17 protein-coding genes are annotated in these 18,714 nt (G+C 72.6%); 13 read left to right on the forward strand and 4 right to left on the reverse strand.

All coding sequences use genetic code 11. The features are described 5' to 3' along the window. Positions 1 to 14: 14 nt before the first annotated feature. The 11 genes from OG618_RS30125 to OG618_RS30175 all read left to right on the forward strand — a co-directional run bounded on the left by OG618_RS30125 (position 15) and on the right by OG618_RS30175 (position 13,960). Positions 15 to 956: an ABC transporter permease gene (locus OG618_RS30125; RefSeq protein ID WP_329490720.1), complete on the forward strand. Its 942-nt coding sequence runs from the start codon at positions 15 to 17 to the stop codon at positions 954 to 956. Beyond that, positions 949 to 1,758, forward strand: coding sequence for an ABC transporter ATP-binding protein (locus tag OG618_RS30130; protein WP_329490721.1), 810 nt, complete (start codon positions 949 to 951; stop codon positions 1,756 to 1,758). The genes OG618_RS30125 and OG618_RS30130 overlap by 8 nt, the downstream gene beginning before the upstream one ends. Positions 1,759 to 2,115: 357 nt before the next feature. After that, positions 2,116 to 3,048, forward strand: a complete 933-nt coding sequence (gene hpnC / locus OG618_RS30135; protein ID WP_329490722.1) for a squalene synthase HpnC — start codon at positions 2,116 to 2,118, stop codon at positions 3,046 to 3,048. Positions 3,049 to 3,089: 41 nt separating this feature from the next. Next, positions 3,090 to 3,947 (forward strand): presqualene diphosphate synthase HpnD, encoded by an 858-nt coding sequence (gene hpnD / locus OG618_RS30140; RefSeq protein WP_329492348.1) that lies wholly within the window; start codon positions 3,090 to 3,092, stop codon positions 3,945 to 3,947. A gap of 145 nt (positions 3,948 to 4,092) precedes the next feature. Then, positions 4,093 to 5,526 carry a hydroxysqualene dehydroxylase HpnE gene (gene hpnE, locus OG618_RS30145; RefSeq protein ID WP_329490723.1) on the forward strand — a complete coding sequence of 478 codons (1,434 nt, stop codon included), beginning with the start codon at positions 4,093 to 4,095 and terminating at the stop codon, positions 5,524 to 5,526. A 134-nt stretch (positions 5,527 to 5,660) separates the two neighbouring features. After that, on the forward strand, positions 5,661 to 6,749 hold the full coding sequence (locus OG618_RS30150; protein WP_442906885.1) for a polyprenyl synthetase family protein: 1,089 nt from the start codon (positions 5,661 to 5,663) through the stop codon (positions 6,747 to 6,749). A gap of 7 nt (positions 6,750 to 6,756) precedes the next feature. Beyond that, positions 6,757 to 8,847: a squalene--hopene cyclase gene (shc, locus tag OG618_RS30155; protein WP_380384649.1), complete on the forward strand. Its 2,091-nt coding sequence runs from the start codon at positions 6,757 to 6,759 to the stop codon at positions 8,845 to 8,847. Further along, positions 8,844 to 9,536 carry a 5'-methylthioadenosine/S-adenosylhomocysteine nucleosidase family protein gene (locus OG618_RS30160; RefSeq protein WP_329490724.1) on the forward strand — a complete coding sequence of 231 codons (693 nt, stop codon included), beginning with the start codon at positions 8,844 to 8,846 and terminating at the stop codon, positions 9,534 to 9,536. Before shc ends, OG618_RS30160 begins: the two co-directional genes overlap by 4 nt. Positions 9,537 to 9,538: 2 nt before the next feature. Next, complete coding sequence (gene hpnH, locus OG618_RS30165) at positions 9,539 to 10,564, forward strand: adenosyl-hopene transferase HpnH (protein ID WP_329490725.1); 1,026 nt, start codon at positions 9,539 to 9,541, stop codon at positions 10,562 to 10,564. 92 nt (positions 10,565 to 10,656) lie between these two features. Further along, positions 10,657 to 12,567 (forward strand): 1-deoxy-D-xylulose-5-phosphate synthase, encoded by a 1,911-nt coding sequence (gene dxs, locus OG618_RS30170; protein ID WP_329490726.1) that lies wholly within the window; start codon positions 10,657 to 10,659, stop codon positions 12,565 to 12,567. Beyond that, a complete protein-coding gene (locus OG618_RS30175) occupies positions 12,557 to 13,960 on the forward strand; it encodes an aspartate aminotransferase family protein (protein ID WP_329490727.1) in 1,404 nt (467 codons plus the stop codon). Before dxs ends, OG618_RS30175 begins: the two co-directional genes overlap by 11 nt. 67 nt (positions 13,961 to 14,027) lie before the next feature. Here the strand turns inward: OG618_RS30175 and OG618_RS30180 are convergent, their stop codons facing one another. Then, positions 14,028 to 14,300: a DUF6343 family protein gene (locus tag OG618_RS30180; protein WP_329490728.1), complete on the reverse strand. Its 273-nt coding sequence runs from the start codon at positions 14,298 to 14,300 to the stop codon at positions 14,028 to 14,030. Between the two features lie 75 nt (positions 14,301 to 14,375). Between OG618_RS30180 and OG618_RS30185 the strand changes: the two genes are divergently transcribed. Next, positions 14,376 to 14,564, forward strand: a complete 189-nt coding sequence (locus tag OG618_RS30185) for an I78 family peptidase inhibitor (protein ID WP_329490729.1) — start codon at positions 14,376 to 14,378, stop codon at positions 14,562 to 14,564. Here the strand turns inward: OG618_RS30185 and OG618_RS30190 are convergent. Both OG618_RS30190 and fabG read right to left on the reverse strand, forming a co-directional pair. After that, a complete protein-coding gene (locus OG618_RS30190) occupies positions 14,515 to 15,300 on the reverse strand; it encodes a phosphatase PAP2 family protein (protein WP_329490730.1) in 786 nt (261 codons plus the stop codon). The two genes, OG618_RS30185 and OG618_RS30190, sit on opposite strands and share 50 nt — an antisense overlap. A 232-nt stretch (positions 15,301 to 15,532) precedes the next feature. Beyond that, entirely contained in the window at positions 15,533 to 16,300 is a 768-nt protein-coding gene (fabG, locus tag OG618_RS30195; RefSeq protein ID WP_329490731.1) for a 3-oxoacyl-ACP reductase FabG, read from the reverse strand. Positions 16,301 to 16,692: 392 nt separating this feature from the next. Between fabG and OG618_RS30200 the strand changes: the two genes are divergently transcribed. After that, positions 16,693 to 17,589, forward strand: a complete 897-nt coding sequence (locus OG618_RS30200; RefSeq protein ID WP_329490732.1) for a MarR family winged helix-turn-helix transcriptional regulator — start codon at positions 16,693 to 16,695, stop codon at positions 17,587 to 17,589. 132 nt (positions 17,590 to 17,721) lie between these two features. Here OG618_RS30200 and OG618_RS30205 read toward each other — a convergent pair whose 3' ends face one another. Then, positions 17,722 to 18,588, reverse strand: coding sequence for an aldo/keto reductase (locus tag OG618_RS30205; RefSeq protein WP_329490733.1), 867 nt, complete (start codon positions 18,586 to 18,588; stop codon positions 17,722 to 17,724). Positions 18,589 to 18,714 lie beyond the last annotated feature (126 nt).

The following is an 18,714-nucleotide window of genomic DNA, read 5'->3' on the forward strand; positions in this document are numbered from 1 at the left end:
CGCGAAGGACGAATGTGTCGACAGTGAGTGAACCCGTCAGCCTCTCAGCCCCGAGGGGGGCGGACGCGGGCCTGACCCCCAAGCAGCTTGCGGACAAGTACGGTCTCGCGGTCAGCGGCAGACGACCCGGCCTCGTCGCCTACACCAAGCAGCTGTGGGCCCGCCGGCACTTCATCTGGGCCTTCGCCACCGCCCGCCTGGTGGCCCAGTACACCGACGCCAAGCTCGGCCAGCTCTGGCAGGTCGTGACCCCGCTGCTGAACTGCGCGGTGTTCTACCTGGTCTTCGGTGTGATCCTGCGCAACAAGGACGGGTTCCCGGACGGCACGTACACCGCGTGGCTCTGCATCGGTGTCTTCGTCTTCCAGTTCACCCAGAACGCGGTGCAGTCCGGCACCCGGGCGATCTCCGACAACCTCGGCCTGATCCGCGCCCTGCACTTCCCGCGTGCCTCGCTGCCGATCGCCTTCACGGTGATCCAGCTCCAGCAGCTGATGATCTCGATGGTGGTGCTGGTCGGCGTGGTGCTGGCCAGCGGCATCGAGCCCGGCCGGACCTGGCTCGCGGTGGCCCCGGCGCTCCTCCTGCAGTCGATGTTCAACACCGGGGTGGCCCTGGTGATGGCGCGGATCGGTTCCAAGACCAGTGACATCTCCCAGCTGATCCCGTTCGCGATGCGCGCCTGGATGTTCCTCTCCGGCGTGATGTTCAGCATCCAGGACAAGATCAACGGCTGGCCGGAGTTCTGGCAGAAGGTGATGCAGCTCAACCCGGCCTCGGTCTACATGGACCTGATCCGGCACGCGTTCGCGCCGGTCATCTACAACAAGCACGTCCCCCAGCACCAGGTGTTCCCGCCGCACCAGTGGACGTACGGCATCGCCTGGGCGGTCGGGATGTTCGTGATCGGATACGTCTTCTTCTGGAAGGCCGAGGAGGAGTACGGCCGTGGCTGACACCGACCTGCGAAAGGGCCTGACCGTGCAGGACAGCGACGTCGCACGCGAGCCCACCGTCGTCGTCGACGACGTGCACATCGTCTACCGGGTGCACGGTGCCGGCTCCGGCAAGGGCAGCGCCACCTCCGCGATCAGCCGGATCATCAGCCGCAAGCGCTCCGCGGGCGTGCGCGAGGTGCACGCGGTGCGCGGGATCAGCTTCACCGCGTACAAGGGCGAGGCGATCGGCCTGATCGGCTCCAACGGCTCCGGCAAGTCGACCATGCTGGCCGCCATCGCGGGCCTGCTGCCGACCGAGAAGGGCGGCATCTACACCAACGGCCAGCCCTCGCTGCTGGGCGTCAACGCGGCGCTGATGAACGAGCTCACCGGCGAGCGCAACGTCGTCCTCGGCTGCCTGGCGATGGGGATGACCCCGGCCCAGGTGCGGGAGCGCTACCAGGACATCGTCGAGTTCTCGGGCATCAACGACAAGGGCGACTTCATCTCCCTGCCGATGCGCACCTACTCCTCCGGCATGGGCGCCCGCTTGCGGTTCTCCATCGCCGCGGCGAAGACCCACGACGTGCTGCTGATCGACGAGGCGCTGGCCACCGGCGACCAGGCGTTCCAGCAGCGCAGCAAGAAGCGGATCGACGAGCTGCGCGGCTCGGCCGGTACGGTCTTCCTGGTCAGCCACGACAACAGCTCGATCCGCGAGGTCTGCGAGCGGACCATCTGGATCGAGGCCGGCGAGCTGGTGATGGACGGCCCGACCGAGGAGGTCGTGAGCCGCTACGAGCGCGGCGACCGGCCGTAGGACCGCAGGGCCCCGCACGGAGGGCCGGTGACCGGGGCAGCCCGGCCGCCGGCCCTCCGTCGTTCCCCGGCCCGCCCGACCCCGGGGGGAACCCCGCCGTCCCCCGGGTGGCCCGCCGCTGCCCGGGTGAGCGCCCCGCGCGCCGGGTGGGGCGCCCTTTTCCGGCGCGGGCGGTGGTGTCACGCTGTAAGGCGCGGGGGTGGTGTGTCGCAGGTGACCCCCGATATCGGACGCGTGTCCGACTCGGGCCGGTCGTACCGAGCGGTGTAGAACGGGGGAGTGACAGCAGTGTCGGCTTCGGCCCAGCCCAGTAGTGAGTCCCGGCCCGGCGACGGGACGGCGGACGGTCCAGCGGGAGTGACCCTGGACAAGGCGAGCGCGGAGAACTTCCCGGTCGCCCCGTTCTTCCTGCCCGCCGCCTGGCGCGACGACCTGATGGCCGTCTACGGCTTCGCCCGGCTGGTGGACGACGCCGGCGACGGCGATCTCGCCGACCCGGCCGGCGCCGCCCGGCTGCTCGGGGTGGCCGGGCGGCCCCCCGCCACCACCCCTTCGGCCCAGCCCGCCCCGCCGGGTCCGGACGAGGTCGCCTTCCGGCTCGCACTGCTCGACGGGCTGGAGCGGGACCTCGACCGGGTCTTCGAGACCGCCCTGCGCCCCGCGGCCGCCGAGGCGCCCCGCCACCCGCTGATGCGCGCGCTCGTCCCGCTGGTGGACCGGCACGCGCTGACCCCGGAGCCGTTCCGCCGTCTGATCGAGGCCAACCGGGTGGACCAGACCACCGCCCGCTACGCCACCTACCGGGACCTGGTCGGCTACTGCACGCTCTCCGCCGACCCGGTGGGCCGGCTGGTGCTGGCCATCGCGGGCGTCTCCACGCCCGAGCGGATCGAGCTCTCCGACGCCGTCTGCAGCGGCCTCCAGGTGGTCGAGCACCTCCAGGACGTCGCCGAGGACCTCGCCCGCGGCCGGATCTACCTCCCGGCCGAGGACCTGGCCCGCTTCGGCGTCACCGAGGCCGACCTCGCCGCCCCGTCCGCCGGCGGCGCGGTGCGTGAGCTGGTCGCCTTCGAGGTCGGACGGGCCCGCACCCTGCTGGACCGCGGCGCGCCGTTGGTAGGTACGGTTCGGGGGAGGCTTCGACTGCTCCTGGCGGGATTCACCGCCGGCGGGTACGCGGCCCTGGCCGCCATCGAGGGCGCCGGGTACGACGTGCTCGCCCAGCAGACGAAGCCCGACAAGCGCCGCCTCGCAGCGAAGGCGGCGGCCATCTTCGCGAAGGGAAGGTGAACGCCCGAGTGGCGGCATCACCACTGGCGTCGGCGCAGGTCATGGCGGCGTACCGGTACTGCGAGGCAGTCACCGGACTGCAGGCCCGCAACTTCAGCTACGGCATCCGCCTGCTGCCGGAGCCGAAGCGGCTGGCCATGTCGGCCCTGTACGCCCTGGCGCGGCGGGTCGACGACATCGGCGACGGCGAGCTCCCCGCGGACCGCAAGGCCGAGGCACTGCTGCGCACGCGCGAGCTGCTGGACGAGATCCGCGCGGGGTCGGTGTCGGAGGACGACACCGACCCGATCAAGGTCGCCCTGGCGGACACCGCCCGGCGCTTCCCGATCCCGCTCGGCGGCTTCGACGAGCTGATCGACGGCGTCGAGATGGACCTCAAGGGCGCCGAGTACCAGACGTACGAGGAGCTCAAGGTCTACTGCCGCTGCGTCGCCGGCGCGATCGGCCGGATCTCGCTCGGCGTGTACGGCTGCGACGACCCCGAGCGCGGGGCCCGGTACGCCGACACGCTGGGCCTCGCGCTCCAGCTCACCAACATCCTGCGCGACCTGCGCGAGGACGCCCTCAACGGCCGCACCTACCTGCCCGCCGAGGACCTCGTCCGGTTCGGCTGCGAGCGGGGCTTCGCGCTGCCCAGGCCGCCGGCCGGCGCCGACTTCACCGGTCTGGTCGCCTTCGAGGCCGCCCGGGCCCAGGCCGCCTTCGAGGAGGGCCTGCGGCTGCTGCCGATGCTCGACCGCCGCAGCCGCGCCTGCACCGCGGCGATGGCCGGGATCTACCACCGGCTGCTCGGCCGGATCGCGGCCGACCCGGAGTCGGTGCTGCGCGGCCGGGTCTCGCTGCCGGGCTGGGAGAAGGCGTACGTGGCGCTTTCCGGGCTCGCCGGGGGGCGTTCTTGATTCTCGCCGCACTTCTGTCACGCTGTGTCAGCGGGGAATCACTTATGGGTAGAGCCGTGTTGACCACCGTGTTGGGCACGACCGTGTTGACCACGAGCGCCCCGGACCGGACCGGGTCGGGCGCCGGATGCGAGGGGGAGGGCCGATGACCGGGCGAGCCGATGCCGCGCGCCCGGCCGCCGTCGTGGTCGGCGGCGGCCTGGCGGGCATCACCACCGCGCTCCGGCTGGCCGAGGCCGACCACCGGGTCACCCTCGTCGAGGGCCGTCCCCGACTGGGCGGCCTGGCCTTCTCGTTCCAGCGCGGCGAGCTGACCGTCGACAACGGCCAGCACGTCTACCTGCGCTGCTGCACCGCCTACCGGGGCCTGCTGGACCGGCTCGGCGCGAGCCGGCTGGTCCACCTCCAGGACCGGCTGGACGTCCCGGTGCTCGGCGTGTCCGGGCCCGCGGCCGCGCCGGTGCGCACGCTCGGCCGGCTCCGCCGGGCGGGCCTGCCCGTCCCGCTGCACCTGGCCGCCAGCCTGGCCACCTACCCGCACCTGGCGCCCGCCGACCGGGCCCGGGTGGTCCGCGGCGCGATCGCGCTCCAGGGCCTCGACCTCGCCGATCCGGCGCTGGACGCGGTCTCGTTCGGTGACTGGCTGCGCCGCAACGGGCAGAACGAGCGCACCATCGCCGCGCTCTGGGACCTGGTCGGCGTGGCCACCCTGAACGCCCGGGCCGACCAGGTGTCGCTGGCGCTGGCCGCGATGGTCTTCAAGACTGGCCTGCTCTCCGATCCGGGCGCCTCCGACATCGGCATGGCAGCCGTCCCGCTCGGCGTGATCCACCACGACCGGGCGCTCGCCGAGCTGGAGCGCGCCGGCGTGAAGGTACTGCTGCGAGCCCGGGCTACCGAGCTCAAGCCGTCCGCCCCGCAGCACGCCGTCCGGCTGGAGAGCGGCGAGCTGCTCATGGCCGACACGGTGGTGCTGGCCGGCGCCCAGGACACCGCTGCCGCCCTGCTGCCGCCCGACGCCGTCGACGCCCAGCAGCGGCTGGCCGGCTTCGGCACCGCGCCGATCCTCAACGTGCACGTGGTCTACGACCGCAAGGTGCTGCGGCGCCCGTTCTTCGCCGCGCTCGGCTCGCCGGTGCAGTGGGTCTTCGACCGCACCGCGCACTCCGGGCTGGCCGCCACCGAGCTGGGCCGGGCCCACCCCGGGGCCCAGTACCTGGCGCTCTCCCAGTCCGCCGTCCAGGACGAGATCGACCTGCCGGTGGCCGAGCTGCGCCGCCGCTACCTGCCCGAGCTGGCCCGGCTGCTCCCCGCCGCCGGCGGGGCCGAGGTGCTGGACTTCTTCGTCACCCGCGAACGCACCGCCACCTTCGACCCGGCCCCGGGCACGGCCGCCGTCCGCCCGACGGCCCGCACGCACGTCCCCGGCCTGCTGCTGGCCGGCGCGTGGACGGCCACCGGGTGGCCCGCGACCATGGAGGGCGCCGTCCGCAGCGGCCACGCCGCGGCCGACGCGGCGCTCGCCGGCGCCGGTACCCGGCTCCCGGTGGACCGCGGCGACGGGAGGTGGCCCCGGTGACCCAGGGCCCCGCCGCCGGTCCCGGCGACCCCGCGAGATCCGGCCGCCCCACCGCCGGCCGCACCGGTCTCATCGACATCGCAAGCGCCCGGCCGTCCCGCGCGGCCCGGCACCACCAGGGAGAGGGAACGCACGTGGAGTCACGCACCGGCACTGCCGTCGGAGGCACGGCGCACGCCGAACCGGTCTCGGTGCCGGAGCTGCTCGCCCGCAGCCGCACGCTCTGCACCCCGCCGTTGCGGGCCGCCGTCGCCCGTTTGGCCGCACCGATGGACACCGTCGGGGCCTACCACTTCGGCTGGATCGACCGGGACGGCACGCCGGCCGCGGGGGACGGCGGCAAGGCCGTGCGCCCCGCCCTGGCGCTGCTCTCGGCCCAGGCCGTCGGCGCTCCGGCGGAGGCCGGTGTGCCCGGTGGGGTGGCCGTTGAACTGGTGCACAACTTCTCCCTGCTCCATGATGATCTGATGGACGGTGACGAGACCAGACGGCACCGGGCCACCGCCTGGACGGTCTTCGGACCGGCCCAGGCGATCCTGGTGGGCGACGCCCTGGCGACGCTCGGTACCGAGGTGCTGCTCGACGCGGCCACCGCCGGTGGCACGAGCCCCACCGACGCCGCGCGCGCCGTCCGGCTCCTCACCACCGCCACCCGTCGGCTCATCGACGGCCAGGCCATGGACGTCGCCTTCGAACAGCGGGACAGCGTCACCGTCGCCGAGTGCCTGGAGATGGAGGGTGGCAAGACCGCCGCCCTGCTCGCCGCCGCCTCCGCGATCGGCGCCGTCCTGGCCGGCGCCGACGACCGGGTCTCGGACGCCCTCCAGCGCTACGGCCACCACCTCGGACTGGCCTTCCAGGCGGTGGACGACCTGCTCGGCATCTGGGGCGCCACCGAGGTCACCGGAAAGCCGCACTGGGGGGACCTCCGCCAGCGCAAGAAGTCCTTGCCGGTGGCCGCGGCCCTCGCCGAGGGCGGCTCGGCCTCGCGCCGGCTCGCCGAACAGCTGGCCGACCCCTCGGGGCGCGGCGAGGAGAGCGAGCCCGAGCTCGCCGCCCGCGCCGCGCTGATCGAGGAGGCCGGCGGCCGCGCCTGGACCCAGGAGGAGGCCCGCCGCCAGCACACGACTGCCCTCGCCGCTCTGGACGAGGTGCCCATGCCCGATGTGGTGCGCGAGCACTTCGTCGCACTCGCCGAATTCGTGGTGGTACGAGAGAGGTGACGTTACGTTGACAGCAACCGCGGACGGCCGGCTCGACCCTGAGTACGATTCCGAGCCGGTCGCGGTGGGCGACCGCCCCCCGGCGCTGCTGAGCGCCGGGCGGTCGGCCGACCGGCCCGACCAGGAGCAGGACGGTCCGCTCTCGGCCGAGGAGGCACTGGCGCGCGCCACCACCCACCTGCTCTCGCTGCAGAGCTCCGAGGGCTGGTGGAAGGGCGACCTGGAGACCAACGTCACCATGGACGCCGAGGATTTACTGCTCCGGCAGTTCCTCGGGATCCGGACGGAGGAGCAGACCAAGGCCACCGCCGAGTGGATCCGCTCCCAGCAACGGGAGGACGGCACCTGGTCCACCTTCCACGGCGGACCGGCGGAGCTCTCCACCACGGTCGAGGCCTACGTCGCGCTCAAGCTCGCCGGTGACGATCCCGACGCCCCGCACATGCTCGCCGCCGCCCGCTACGTCCGGTCCGCCGGCGGCATCGCGGCCGCCCGGGTCTTCACCCGGATCTGGCTGGCCCTCTTCGGCTGGTGGCCCTGGGCGCGGCTGCCCGAGATGCCACCTGAGATCATCTTCCTGCCCAAGTGGCTCCCGCTGAACATCTACGCCTTCGGATGCTGGGCCCGGCAGACCATCGTGCCGCTCACCATCGTCTCGGCGCACCGCCCGGTGCGCCCCGCGCCGTTCCCGCTGACCGAGTTGCACACCGACCCGGAGCACCCCTTCCCCGAGCGCCCGCTCGCCCCCGCCACCACCTGGGACGGCGTCTTCGAACGCCTGGACAAGGTGCTGCACGCCTACCACCGCCGGGCGCTGCGCCCACTGCGCCGGCTCGCCCTCTCGCAGGCCTGCCGCTGGATCGTCGAGCGGCAGGAGGCGGACGGCTGCTGGGGCGGGATCCAGCCGCCCGCCGTCTACTCGCTGATCGCCCTGCACCTGGAGGGCTACGAACTCGACCATCCGGTGATGCAGGCCGGGCTCTCCTCCTTCGACCGCTTCACCGTGCACACCGAGGACGGCCGGCGCTGGCTGGAGGCCTGCCAGTCCCCGGTCTGGGACACCTGCCTGGCCACCATCGCGCTGGCCGACGCCGGGCTGCCGGCCGATCACCCCGCGCTGGTCTCGGCCGTCGACTGGATGCTCGCCGAGGAGATCACCCGGCGCGGCGACTGGTCCGTCCAGCGGCCCTCGCTCGCCCCCGGCGGCTGGGCGTTCGAATTCGAGAACGACACCTACCCCGACATCGACGACACCGCCGAGGTGGTGCTCGCCCTGCGCCGGGTGGCCCACCCCGATCCCGCCAAGGTGACCGGCGCGGTCGACCGCGGGGTCGGCTGGAACCTCGGCATGCAGTCCAAGAACGGCGCCTGGGGCGCCTTCGACGTCGACAACACCAGCACCCTGCCCAACAAGCTGCCGTTCTGCGACTTCGGCGAGGTGGTCGACCCGCCGTCCGCCGACGTCACCGCCCACGTGGTGGAGATGCTCGCCGAGGTCGGCAAGGGCAAGGACCCCCGCACCCGCCGGGGCGTGGAGTGGCTGCTGCGCAACCAGGAGGCCGACGGCTCCTGGTTCGGCCGCTGGGGCACCAACTACATCTACGGCACCGGCTCGGTGCTGCCCGCCCTGGTCGCGGCCGGCGTCCCGGACGAGCACCCGGCGATCCGCCGCGCCGTCCGCTGGCTGGAGGACCGGCAGAACACCGACGGCGGCTGGGGCGAGGACATGCGCTCCTACGAGGACCCGGCCCGCTGGGCCGGGCGCGGCGACTCCACCGCCTCGCAGACCGCGTGGGCGCTGATGGCGCTGCTCGCGGCCGGCGAGGGCCCGGACGGCCGGGCCAACCCGGCGGTCGTGCGCGGGGTCGACTGGCTGGCCCGCACCCAGCTGCCCGAGGGCACCTGGGACGAGCCGCAGTTCACCGGGACGGGCTTCCCGTGGGACTTCTCCATCAACTACCACCTCTACCGGCTGGTCTTCCCGGTCACCGCGCTCGGCCGGTACCTGCACGGCACTCCCGCCACCGGCCGGGACAGCGTCCCCGGCGCCAAGGGCGCCCCGGCCGGCGGCAGCCCGGTGATCGGAGCGGCCCGGTGAAGCCCGCTCCGCTGCTGGTGCTCTGCGCACTCGGCCCCGAGGTCTGGGCCCTGCGCGGAGGGGACTGGCGCGGCGCCGCCGGCGGGCCGCCGGTACTGGTCCGCACCGGTGTCGGTCGCCGCCGGGCCGCCCACACGGTCAGACGGCTGCTCACCTCGGCGCCCGGCGGCTACGGCGCCGTCGTGGTGGCCGGATTCGGCGCGGCCGTCGCGCCGGGAATAACACCCGGTGACGTGATCGTTGCGGACGGCGTGCGCGATGCCGAGGGGAACCTCTTCGCGGTCGACTCCGGGCCCGAGCTCAGCCGGGCGCTGAAGACGCGTGGGCTGACGGTCCACACCGGCGTGCACCACACCGCCGACCACGTGGTGCGCGGTCTGGAGCGGCGCGCCCTGCACCTGCAGGGCGCACTCGCCGTCGACATGGAGGCCGCGGCGGTCCTCGCCGCCCTCCAGGAGATCCGCCCGGCCCTGCCCGCCGCCGTCCTGCGGGTGGTGGTCGACACCCCCGAGCGCGAGCTGCTGCGCCCGGGCACCCTGCCGGCCGGCGTCCGCGCCTGGCGGACGCTGCGCGCCACCGTGCCCGCGCTGGTCGACTGGCACGAGCAGAACCGGCCGCGGCAGGCAGGCCCGCGGTCCGCAAGCCTCAACCACCCCACACCCTCGACGCTCCCTCAGGAGGCGAGCTAGCCATGGCCATGCCGTTGCGCCAAACCGTGCGGGTCGGCACCTACCTCATGCAGCAGAAGCTCAAGCGGCGGGACAAGTTCCCACTGATCGTCGAGCTGGAGCCGCTCTTCGCCTGCAACCTCGCCTGTGAGGGGTGCGGCAAGATCCAGCACCCGGCGGGTGTGCTGAAGCAGCGGATGCCGGTCGCCCAGGCGGTCGGCGCGGTGCTGGAGTCGGGCGCCCCGATGGTCTCGATCGCCGGCGGCGAGCCGCTGATGCACCCGCAGATCGACGAGATCGTCCGCCAGCTGGTGGCGCGCCGCAAGTACGTCTTCCTCTGCACCAACGCGCTGCTGCTGCGCAAGAAGCTGGACAAGTTCACCCCCTCGCCGTACTTCACCTTCACCGTGCACATCGACGGGCTGCGCGAGCGGCACGACGCCTCGGTGGCCAAGGAGGGGACCTTCGACGAGGCGGTGGAGGCGATCAAGGAGGCCAAGCGGCGCGGCTTCCGGGTCACCACCAACAGCACCTTCTTCAACACCGACACCCCGCAGACCATCATCGACGTACTGGACTACCTCAACGACGACCTCAAGGTCGACGAGATGATGATCTCCCCGGCGTTCGCCTACGAGAAGGCGCCCGACCAGGAGCACTTCCTCGGCGTGGAGCAGACCAGGGAGCTCTTCCGCAAGACCTTCTCCGGCGGCAACCGGCGCCGCTGGCGGCTCAACCACAGCCCGCTCTTCCTGGACTTCCTGGAGGGCAAGGTCGACTTCGAGTGCACCGCCTGGGGCATCCCCAACTACTCGCTCTTCGGCTGGCAACGCCCCTGCTACCTGATGGCCGACGGGTACGTGCCCACCTACCGCGAACTGATCGAGAAGACCGACTGGTCGAAGTACGGCCGCGGCAAGGACGCGCGCTGCGCCAACTGCATGGCGCACTGCGGCTACGAGCCGACCGCCGTCCTCGCCACCATGGGCTCGCTCAAGGAGTCGCTGCGCGCGCTCACGGAGACCGTCGGCGCCAACCGCGGTCACTGACCGCGCCCCGCCCGGCACGGGGTCGCCCCCGTGCCGGGCGGTCCTGCCACAGGGGGGCACCACAGCACTGCTCCGAGTCGTGAGGTGAACACATGCCACTGCTCTCCGGCGTCACGTCCCCGGCCGACCTCAGAAAGATCCCGGCCGCCGACCTCCCACTCCTCGCCGACGAGATCCGCGCCTTCCTGATCGATGCCGTCACCCGGACCGGAGGCCACCTCGGCCCGAACCTCGGGGTCGTGGAGCTGACCATCGCGCTGCACCGGGTGTTCGACTCGCCCTACGACCGGATCGTCTGGGACACCGGCCATCAGAGCTACGTCCACAAACTGCTCACCGGGCGGCAGGACTTCTCGAAACTGCGTTCCAGGGGCGGCCTGTCCGGCTATCCCTCGCGCGCGGAGTCCGAGCACGACCTGGTCGAGAACTCGCACGCCTCCACCGCCCTCTCCTACGCCGACGGCCTCGCCAAGGCCGCCCAGCTGCTCGGCCAGCACGACCGGCAGACCGTCGCGGTGATCGGTGACGGCGCGCTCACCGGCGGGCTCGCCTGGGAGGCGCTCAACAACATCGCCGAGGCGCGGGACCGCCCGCTGGTGATCGTCGTCAACGACAACGAGCGCTCCTACGCCAGGACCATCGGCGGCCTCGCCCACCACCTCGCCACGCTGCGCACCACCCAGGGGTACGAGCGCTTCCTCGCCCTCGGCAAGGAAGCGCTGCAGCGCACCCCGCTGGTCGGGCAGCCGATCTTCGACGCGCTGCACGGCGCCAAGAAGGGGTTCAAGGACGCCTTCGCCCCGCAGGGCATGTTCGAGGACCTCGGGCTCAAGTACCTCGGCCCGATCGACGGCCACGACCTGGGCGCCGTCGAGCAGGCGCTGCGGCAGGCTCGTGGCTTCGGCGGCCCGGTCATCGTCCACTGCCTGACCGTGAAGGGCCGCGGCTACGGTCCGGCCGAGCAGGACGAGGCGGACCGCTTCCACGCCGTCAACCCGATCGACCCGTACACCTGCCTGCCCATCGCGCCCAGCGCCGGGGTCTCCTGGACGTCGGTGTTCGGCGAGGAGATGCTCGCGCTGGGCGCCGAGCGGCCGGACGTGGTCGCGATCACCGCCGCGATGCTCCAGCCGGTCGGGCTGGCCAAGTTCGCCAAGGCCCACCCGGAGCGGACCTTCGACGTGGGGATCGCCGAGCAGCACGCCGTGACCAGTGCGGCGGGGCTGGCCACCGGCGGGCTGCACCCGGTGGTCGCGGTCTACGCGACCTTCCTCAACCGGGCCTTCGACCAGGTCCTGATGGACGTCGCCCTGCACCGGCTGGGCGTGACCTTCGTCCTCGACCGCTCCGGGGTGACCGGGCCGGACGGCGCCTCGCACAACGGCATGTGGGACATGTCGATCCTCCAGGTCGTCCCCGGCCTGCGGCTGGCGGCCCCGCGCGACGCCGACCAGCTGCGGGCCCAGCTGCGCGAGGCGGTGGAGGTGACGGACGCGCCGACGGTGGTCCGCTTCCCCAAGGGGAACATCGGGCCGGCCGTCCCGGCCGTGGAGCGGATCGGCGGCGTCGACGTGCTGCTGCGGACCGGAGAGCTGCCGGAGATCCTGCTGGTCACGGTGGGCACCATGGCGGGCGCCGGGCTGGACGCGGCGCGCCTGCTGCTGGCCGAGGGGTTCACCGCGACGGTGGTCGACCCGCGCTGGGTCAAGCCGGTCGACCCGGCCCTGCCCGCGCTGGCCGCCGCGCACCGGCTGGTCGTCACGGTCGAGGACAACGGCCGGACCGGCGGCGTCGGCGCGGCGGTCGCCCAGGCGCTGCGGGACGCCGACGTGGACGTCCCGGTGCGGGTGCTCGGCCTGCCGCAGGAGTTCCTCGGCCACGCCGCCCGGGGCGAGATCCTGGAGGAGACCGGGCTGACCGGCACCGGGGTCGCCGCGCAGACCGCGGCCTTCGCCAAGAACCTGCTACCGACCCGAGGAGCGAACCAGCGCCATGCAGGCTGACCCCGGCAACGAACCCCGCTTCGACCTCGCCGCCCTGCTCGCCGAGCGCGGGGGCGAACGGTACGAGCTGCACAGCCGCCACCTGAATCCGCAGCTGCCGCGGATGCTGCACACCATCGGCTTCGACAAGTACTATGAGCGCGCCGAGGGCCCGTACTTCTACGACGCCGAGGGCAACGAGTACCTCGACATGCTCGCCGGGTTCGGCATCTTCGCGCTCGGCCGGCACCACCCGGTGGTGCGCGGCGCCGTCCAGCAGGTGATGGACCTCGACCTGCCGGACCTGGTCCGGTTCGACTGCTCGCCGCTGCCCGGCCTGCTCGCGGAGCGGCTGCTCTCGTACACGCCGGGGCTGGACCGGGTCTTCTTCGGCAACAGCGGCACCGAGGCGGTCGAGACGGCGCTGAAGTTCGCCCGCTACGCCACCGGGCGCCGGCGCGTGCTCTACGCCGACCACGCCTTCCACGGGCTGACCACCGGTTCGCTCTCGGTCAACGGCGAGAGCGGGTTCCGCAAGGGCTTCGATCCGCTGCTGCCGGACACCGCGATCCCGCTCGGCGACCTCGGGGCACTGGCCAAGGAACTGAAGAAGGGCGACGTCGCGGCCCTGATCGTGGAGCCGATCCAGGGCAAGGGCGTGCTGGCCCCGCCACCCGGCTGGCTGCGGGCGGCACAGGAACTCCTGCACGAGCACAAGGCGCTGCTGATCTGCGACGAGGTGCAGACCGGCATCGGCCGGACCGGGGAGTTCTTCGCCTACCAGCACGAGGAGGGCGTGCTGCCCGACCTGGTCTGCGCGGCCAAGGCGCTCTCCGGCGGCTACGTCCCGGTCGGGGCGACGCTCGGCAAGGGCTGGATCTTCGAGAAGGTCTACTCCTCGATGGACCGGGTGCTGGTGCACTCGGCCAGCTTCGGCTCCAACGCGCAGGCGATGGCGGCGGGCCTGGCGACCCTGGAGGTGATGCGGGACGAGAAGGTGGTGGAGAACGCCCGCGCCGTCGGGGACAGGTTCCGGGAGCGGCTGGCGGCGCTGGTCGACCGGTACGAGCTGATGGCCGAGGTCCGCGGCCGGGGCCTGATGATCGGCATCGAGTTCGGCCGGCCGAAGTCGCTGAAGCTGCGGACCGGGTGGACGGCGCTGCAGGCGGCCCGCAAGGGCCTGTTCGCCCAGATGGTGGTCGTCCCGCTGCTGCAGCGGCACCGGATCCTCACCCAGGTCTCCGGCGACCACCTGGAGGTGATCAAGCTGATCCCGCCGCTGATCATCACCGACCGGGACGTGGACCGGTTCATCGACGCCTTCACCGACGTGATGGACGACGCGCACCGCGGGAGCGGCCTGATGTGGGACTTCGGGCGGACGCTGGTGAAGCAGGCGGTCGGCAACCGCTGAGCGGGCCGGGCCGCGGCGGAGTGGGAAGTCGGCCGGGCCGACCTCCCACTCCGTGGGAGACACCGCGTCAGAGCTCGGTCCGGCGGCGCCGGATGACGATGACGAGATCGACCACGGCGAACAGGGTGAGGAGCCCGCAGGCCACCGCGAATCCGGTGAGCGTGCCCCGGCCGGGCGCGCCGTACGCCGGGGCGTTGGCGGCCCATATCGCGAAAGCCACCGTCGCGACGGCGAACAGCGGGGTGAAGGTCAGGGAGAGCAGATAGCGCAGTTTGAGGTCGCTCCGGGCGGTACTGGGTTCGGTGCCGCTGCGCCAGCGCCGCGGCGTCGTGGCTCGCATACCCGCGCACCTCCCGTCGGGCGGGATCCGGTCTACGATTCCAGCGTACGTCCGGGTACGAGTGGGGGAGTGGCGATGCCGGAAGCGGACGCGGAGGGCTACGCGGGCCTGCGGGTCGAGCGGGCGCGGGAGCTGGCCCACCGGGACGGCTGGACCTCGGTGCGGGTCCTCCAGCCGGGGGCGATGATGACCATGGACCACCGCGAGGGGCGGCTCAACCTCGCGGTGCGCGACGGGGTCGTGGAACGCAGCTGGGAGGGGTGAGCGCCGGCCCCCGGCGCCGGGCGGTCCGCTGTTCGAGGGCGGTCACCAGGGGCTCCAGCAGGGGCAGCGAGAGCAGCACCAGCAGGCCCGCGGCCCAGCCGGCCAGGACGTCGGTGACCCAGTGGGTGCCCAGGTAGATCGTGGTGAGCCCGACCGAGGTGGCGGTGGCGCCGGCGAGCACCGCGCCGCCGCGCCGCCACCGGACCGCCAGGTAGGCCAGGACGCCCCAGGTGACCACCGCGTTGGCGGTGTGTCCGGAGGGGAATACGGTGCCGCCGGAGAAGAGTTCGGGCGAGCCGACGTAGTGCGCGTAGTGCGGGCCCAGCCGGCCGGTGACGATCTTCACCGCGCCCACCGTGACGTTGAGCAGCAGCAGGGCCGCCCCCATCACCAGCAGCGGGCGCAGGCGCCGCAGCCGGAGGGCGCGCCAGCCGAGCCAGGCGAAGGCCGCGACGGCGGACGGGCCGCGCTGCCCGGCCACCACCCAGTTGTCGAGCAGCGGCTGCGGCCCGGGCCACCGTTCGTAGGGGCGGGCGAGGCGCACCGCCCAGTCGAGGTCGACCAGCGGGGTGTCGAGGAGGACGCCCGCCACCACCATCAGGTAGCCGAGCGAGGTGAGGGCCAGCAGCCCCGCGCGGCGTCGGCCGAGCGGGGGCCAGCCGGGTTCTCCGGAGGTGCGGCGGGAGCGCTTGCCGCGGGTGGTCGGGTTCTCCTGCAATTCACTCGGCGCTCGCACGCGGGTGACCCTACCCAGTGGACCGGCGTGACTCCCGGTGGAATTCGGAATTCTTCGGAGCGGCGTTTGAATGACCGGATCGCCCTCGCTCCGGTCCGATTTCCCGATATTCCCCTATCGAATGTTCAAGCGAACACCGATCGCCCATTCCCAAGGGCGGGCAAAACACACGGAGTGGGAGACCGGCCACGCCGGTTCCCACTCCGTGGTAACCCTGTGTAGGTTCGATGGCTCAGTCGAGGGGACCGCCGGCCACGTAGATGACCTGGCCGGAGACGAATCCGGCGCCCTCGCTCGCCAGGAACGAGATGGTGTGCGCGACGTCCTCGGGCACACCGACCCGCTGGACCGGGATCTGCGAAGCGGCGGCCTTCTTGAACTCCTCGAACTCCATCCCGACCCGGGCGGCGGTGGCCGCCGTCATGTCGGTGGCGATGAATCCGGGGGCGACCGCGTTGGCGGTGACGCCGAAGCGGCCGAGTTCGATGGCGAGGGTCTTGGTGAAGCCCTGCAGACCGGCCTTCGCGGCGGAGTAGTTGGCCTGGCCGCGGTTGCCCTGGGCCGAGGAGGAGGACAGGTTGATCACGCGGCCGAAGCCCGCGTCCACCATGTGCTTCTGCACCGCGCGGGTCATCAGGAAGGCGCCGCGGAGGTGAACGTTCATGACCGTGTCCCAGTCGGACTCGGACATCTTGAAGATCAGGTTGTCGCGCAGCACGCCCGCGTTGTTCACGAGGACGACCGGCGGGCCGAGTTCGGCGGCGATCCGGTCCACGGCGGCCTGCACCTGTCCGGCGTCCGAGACGTCCGCTCCGACGGCGATCGCCCGGCCGCCGGCGGCGGTGATCCGGTCGACGGCGTCCTGGCCGGCCGCCTCCTCCAGGTCCAGCACGGCGACGGCGTAGCCGTCGGCCGCCAGCCGCTCGGCGGTGGCGGCGCCCAGGCCCCGTGCGGCGCCGGTGACGACGGCGACCCTGGGGGCGGTGCTCTGCTCGGTCATGCTCGCTCTCGTCTCTCTCGGATCTCGCCGGGGGCTCCCGAGGAGTCGCCCGGCGGAGGGTGGACCGCTGAGTGGGCCACACCCTACCGGCGAGTAGGGTGCGCGGCCAGGGCGGAAGGCGCAGGTGACCGAGGGTAAGGACCGGCCGGTCGGCTTTCTCCTGCGAACGGGTTACCCACGGGTCGGCACGGCGCGTAAATATGCCAATGTTGCCGAACCTGCGTCTACTATCCGCCCCCGCCTGCCAGCAAGGGCCAGCCGTTTGTATAGTGTCCGCCAGCAGCCACCGGCTGCACGGCTGGAGCGCCCTCCCTCACAGCGGGACGCCCACTCGCCGTTACTGCCCCACCCGGGTGTCCCACACACACCGGGTGTGACATCGGGACGGATACATGGTGCTGGGGGAGATCCCGACGACCCGCGTGTCCGCGCGACTGCAGCAGTCGCCCGGGCACCTGATCCGCGTTGCACAGCAGGTACACACCCGTCTGTGGTCCGAACACGTCGGAGCCGATCTCACGGCTCCGCAGTTCGCCGTTCTGCTGGTCCTCGCCCTCGAACCGGGTGCTGACCAGCGGACGGTCGGCGAGCGCGCCTCGCTGGACAAGGCCACGATGGCCGAGATGGTCGCCCGGCTCGTCCGGCGCGGCCTGGTGTTGCGACGCCGCGATCCGGCCGACGGCCGGCGCAAACTGCTCGCTCTCTCGCAGAGCGGCGCACAGGCGGTGCGCGAGGCCACCGGCGGAGTGGTCCGTGTGCAGCGCACGCTCTTCGAGCCGCTCGCGGCCGAGGAGCAGCTGGAGATTGTCCGGGTGATGGCCAAGATAGCCAGGCTTGAACCCGCTGCGGTCGCCGTCCTCACCGACGCGCGGCCGATGCTGGACGCCCAGCGGGCGATCGGCTATCTGATCAGGGTGAGCCAGCAGGTGCACACCAAGCTCTGGTCGGAGCACGTCGGTTCGGAGCTGACGGCGCCGCAGTACGCGGTGCTCGACGCCCTCGAACTGGAACCGGGCGCGGACCAGCGCACGGTCGGTGAGCTGGCCTCGCTGGACAAGGCCACGATGGCCGAGATGGTCAGCCGGCTCGTCCGGCGCGGCCTGGTGCAGCGCCGGCGCGACCCTTCGGACGGGCGGCGCAACCTGCTGTCGCTCTCGCCGGCGGGTCAGGACCTGCTGCACCGTTCGGCCGCGGGCGTCGCCGAGGTCCAGCGGCTGCTGCTCGGTCCGCTGGACGAGGACGAGCACGAACCGGCGATGGCGCTGATCGCCAAGGCGGCCAGGCTCTAGCCTTCGCCCTCGAAATCCAGCCAAAACGATTCGCCAACGTACCGAAGGCCGCCGACCCGAATGCGGGAAGGCGGCCTTCGGTGTTGACGGCCCTTCAGGAGCACGGCGACGGCGCCGTGCTCACCGAGGGTGTCAGCTCCAGTCGAACTCCTGCGGGTCCGGACCGATCCGCGAGCCGGTGGCGAGGCCGGCGATCGCGGCGAGGTCGGCCGCGTCCAGCTCGAAGCCGGCCACGTCCAGGTTCTCCTTGATCCGGGAGGGGGTGACCGACTTCGGGATCGCGACGACGCCGCTCTGCAGGTGCCAGCGGAGCACCACCTGGGCGACCGTGCGGCCGTGCTTCTCGGCGATCTGCGCCAGCACCGGCTCGGCGAGCAGCTCCTTGCCCTGGCCCAGCGGGCTCCAGGCCTCGGTGGCGATGCCGTGCCGGGCGTGGAAGGCGCGCAGCTCGTCCTGCGGGAAGTACGGGTGCAGCTCGACCTGGTTCAGGGCCGGCACGACCGAGGCCTCGTCGAGCAGGCGGGTGAGCTGCTCGGCCCCGAAGTTCGAGACGCCGATCGACTTGACCCGGCCGTCGGCCAGGAGCTGCTCGAAGGCCTTCCAGACGTTCGGGAAGGTGCCGTGCATCGGGCGCGGCCAGTGGATCAGGTAGAGGTCGAGGTACTCCAGGCCGAGCTTGGCCAGCGAGGCGTCGAACTCGCGCAGCACCGCGTCCCGGCCCTGCGGGCCGGACCAGTCGCGGGTGCCCGAGTTCCAGAGCTTGGTGGTGACGTAGAGGTCCGCACGGGCGACGCCGCCGCCCGCGATCGCCTCGCCGATCGCCCGGCCGGTGCCGGCCTCGTTCTCGTAGATCGCCGCGGTGTCGATCGAGCGGTAGCCCGACTCGACGGCGGTGCGGACGGCGGCCGTGGCCTCGGCGTCCGGGACCTGCCACACGCCGAAGCCCAGCTGCGGGATCTGCGAGCCGTTGTTGAGGGTGACGCTGGGGATGGTGCTCACGGGAAGGGGTGCCCTCCTGGTTGTCCATAGGTTCGTGTGGACCAACCTGCCCGTTGTCCGGATTGTTCCCGGCCGGGCAAAGAATTTTCTGACGCGTTGTACCGGCGTGCGCAGGAGGTCCGGGAG

This window comes from Kitasatospora sp. NBC_01246 (assembly GCF_036226505.1).
Classification (GTDB): Bacteria; Actinomycetota; Actinomycetes; order Streptomycetales; family Streptomycetaceae; genus Kitasatospora.

Coding starts and splice junctions, on each gene's coding strand:
- hpnD (WP_329492348.1), top strand. CDS start 3,090: ATGGCGGCGTACCGGTACTGCGAGGCAGTCACCGGACTGCAGGCCCGC.
- hpnE (WP_329490723.1), top strand. CDS start 4,093: ATGACCGGGCGAGCCGATGCCGCGCGCCCGGCCGCCGTCGTGGTCGGC.
- hpnH (WP_329490725.1), top strand. CDS start 9,539: ATGGCCATGCCGTTGCGCCAAACCGTGCGGGTCGGCACCTACCTCATG.
- dxs (WP_329490726.1), top strand. CDS start 10,657: ATGCCACTGCTCTCCGGCGTCACGTCCCCGGCCGACCTCAGAAAGATC.
- OG618_RS30175 (WP_329490727.1), top strand. CDS start 12,557: ATGCAGGCTGACCCCGGCAACGAACCCCGCTTCGACCTCGCCGCCCTG.
- OG618_RS30180 (WP_329490728.1), bottom strand. CDS start 14,300: ATGCGAGCCACGACGCCGCGGCGCTGGCGCAGCGGCACCGAACCCAGT.
- OG618_RS30185 (WP_329490729.1), top strand. CDS start 14,376: ATGCCGGAAGCGGACGCGGAGGGCTACGCGGGCCTGCGGGTCGAGCGG.
- fabG (WP_329490731.1), bottom strand. CDS start 16,300: ATGACCGAGCAGAGCACCGCCCCCAGGGTCGCCGTCGTCACCGGCGCC.
- OG618_RS30200 (WP_329490732.1), top strand. CDS start 16,693: ATGGTGCTGGGGGAGATCCCGACGACCCGCGTGTCCGCGCGACTGCAG.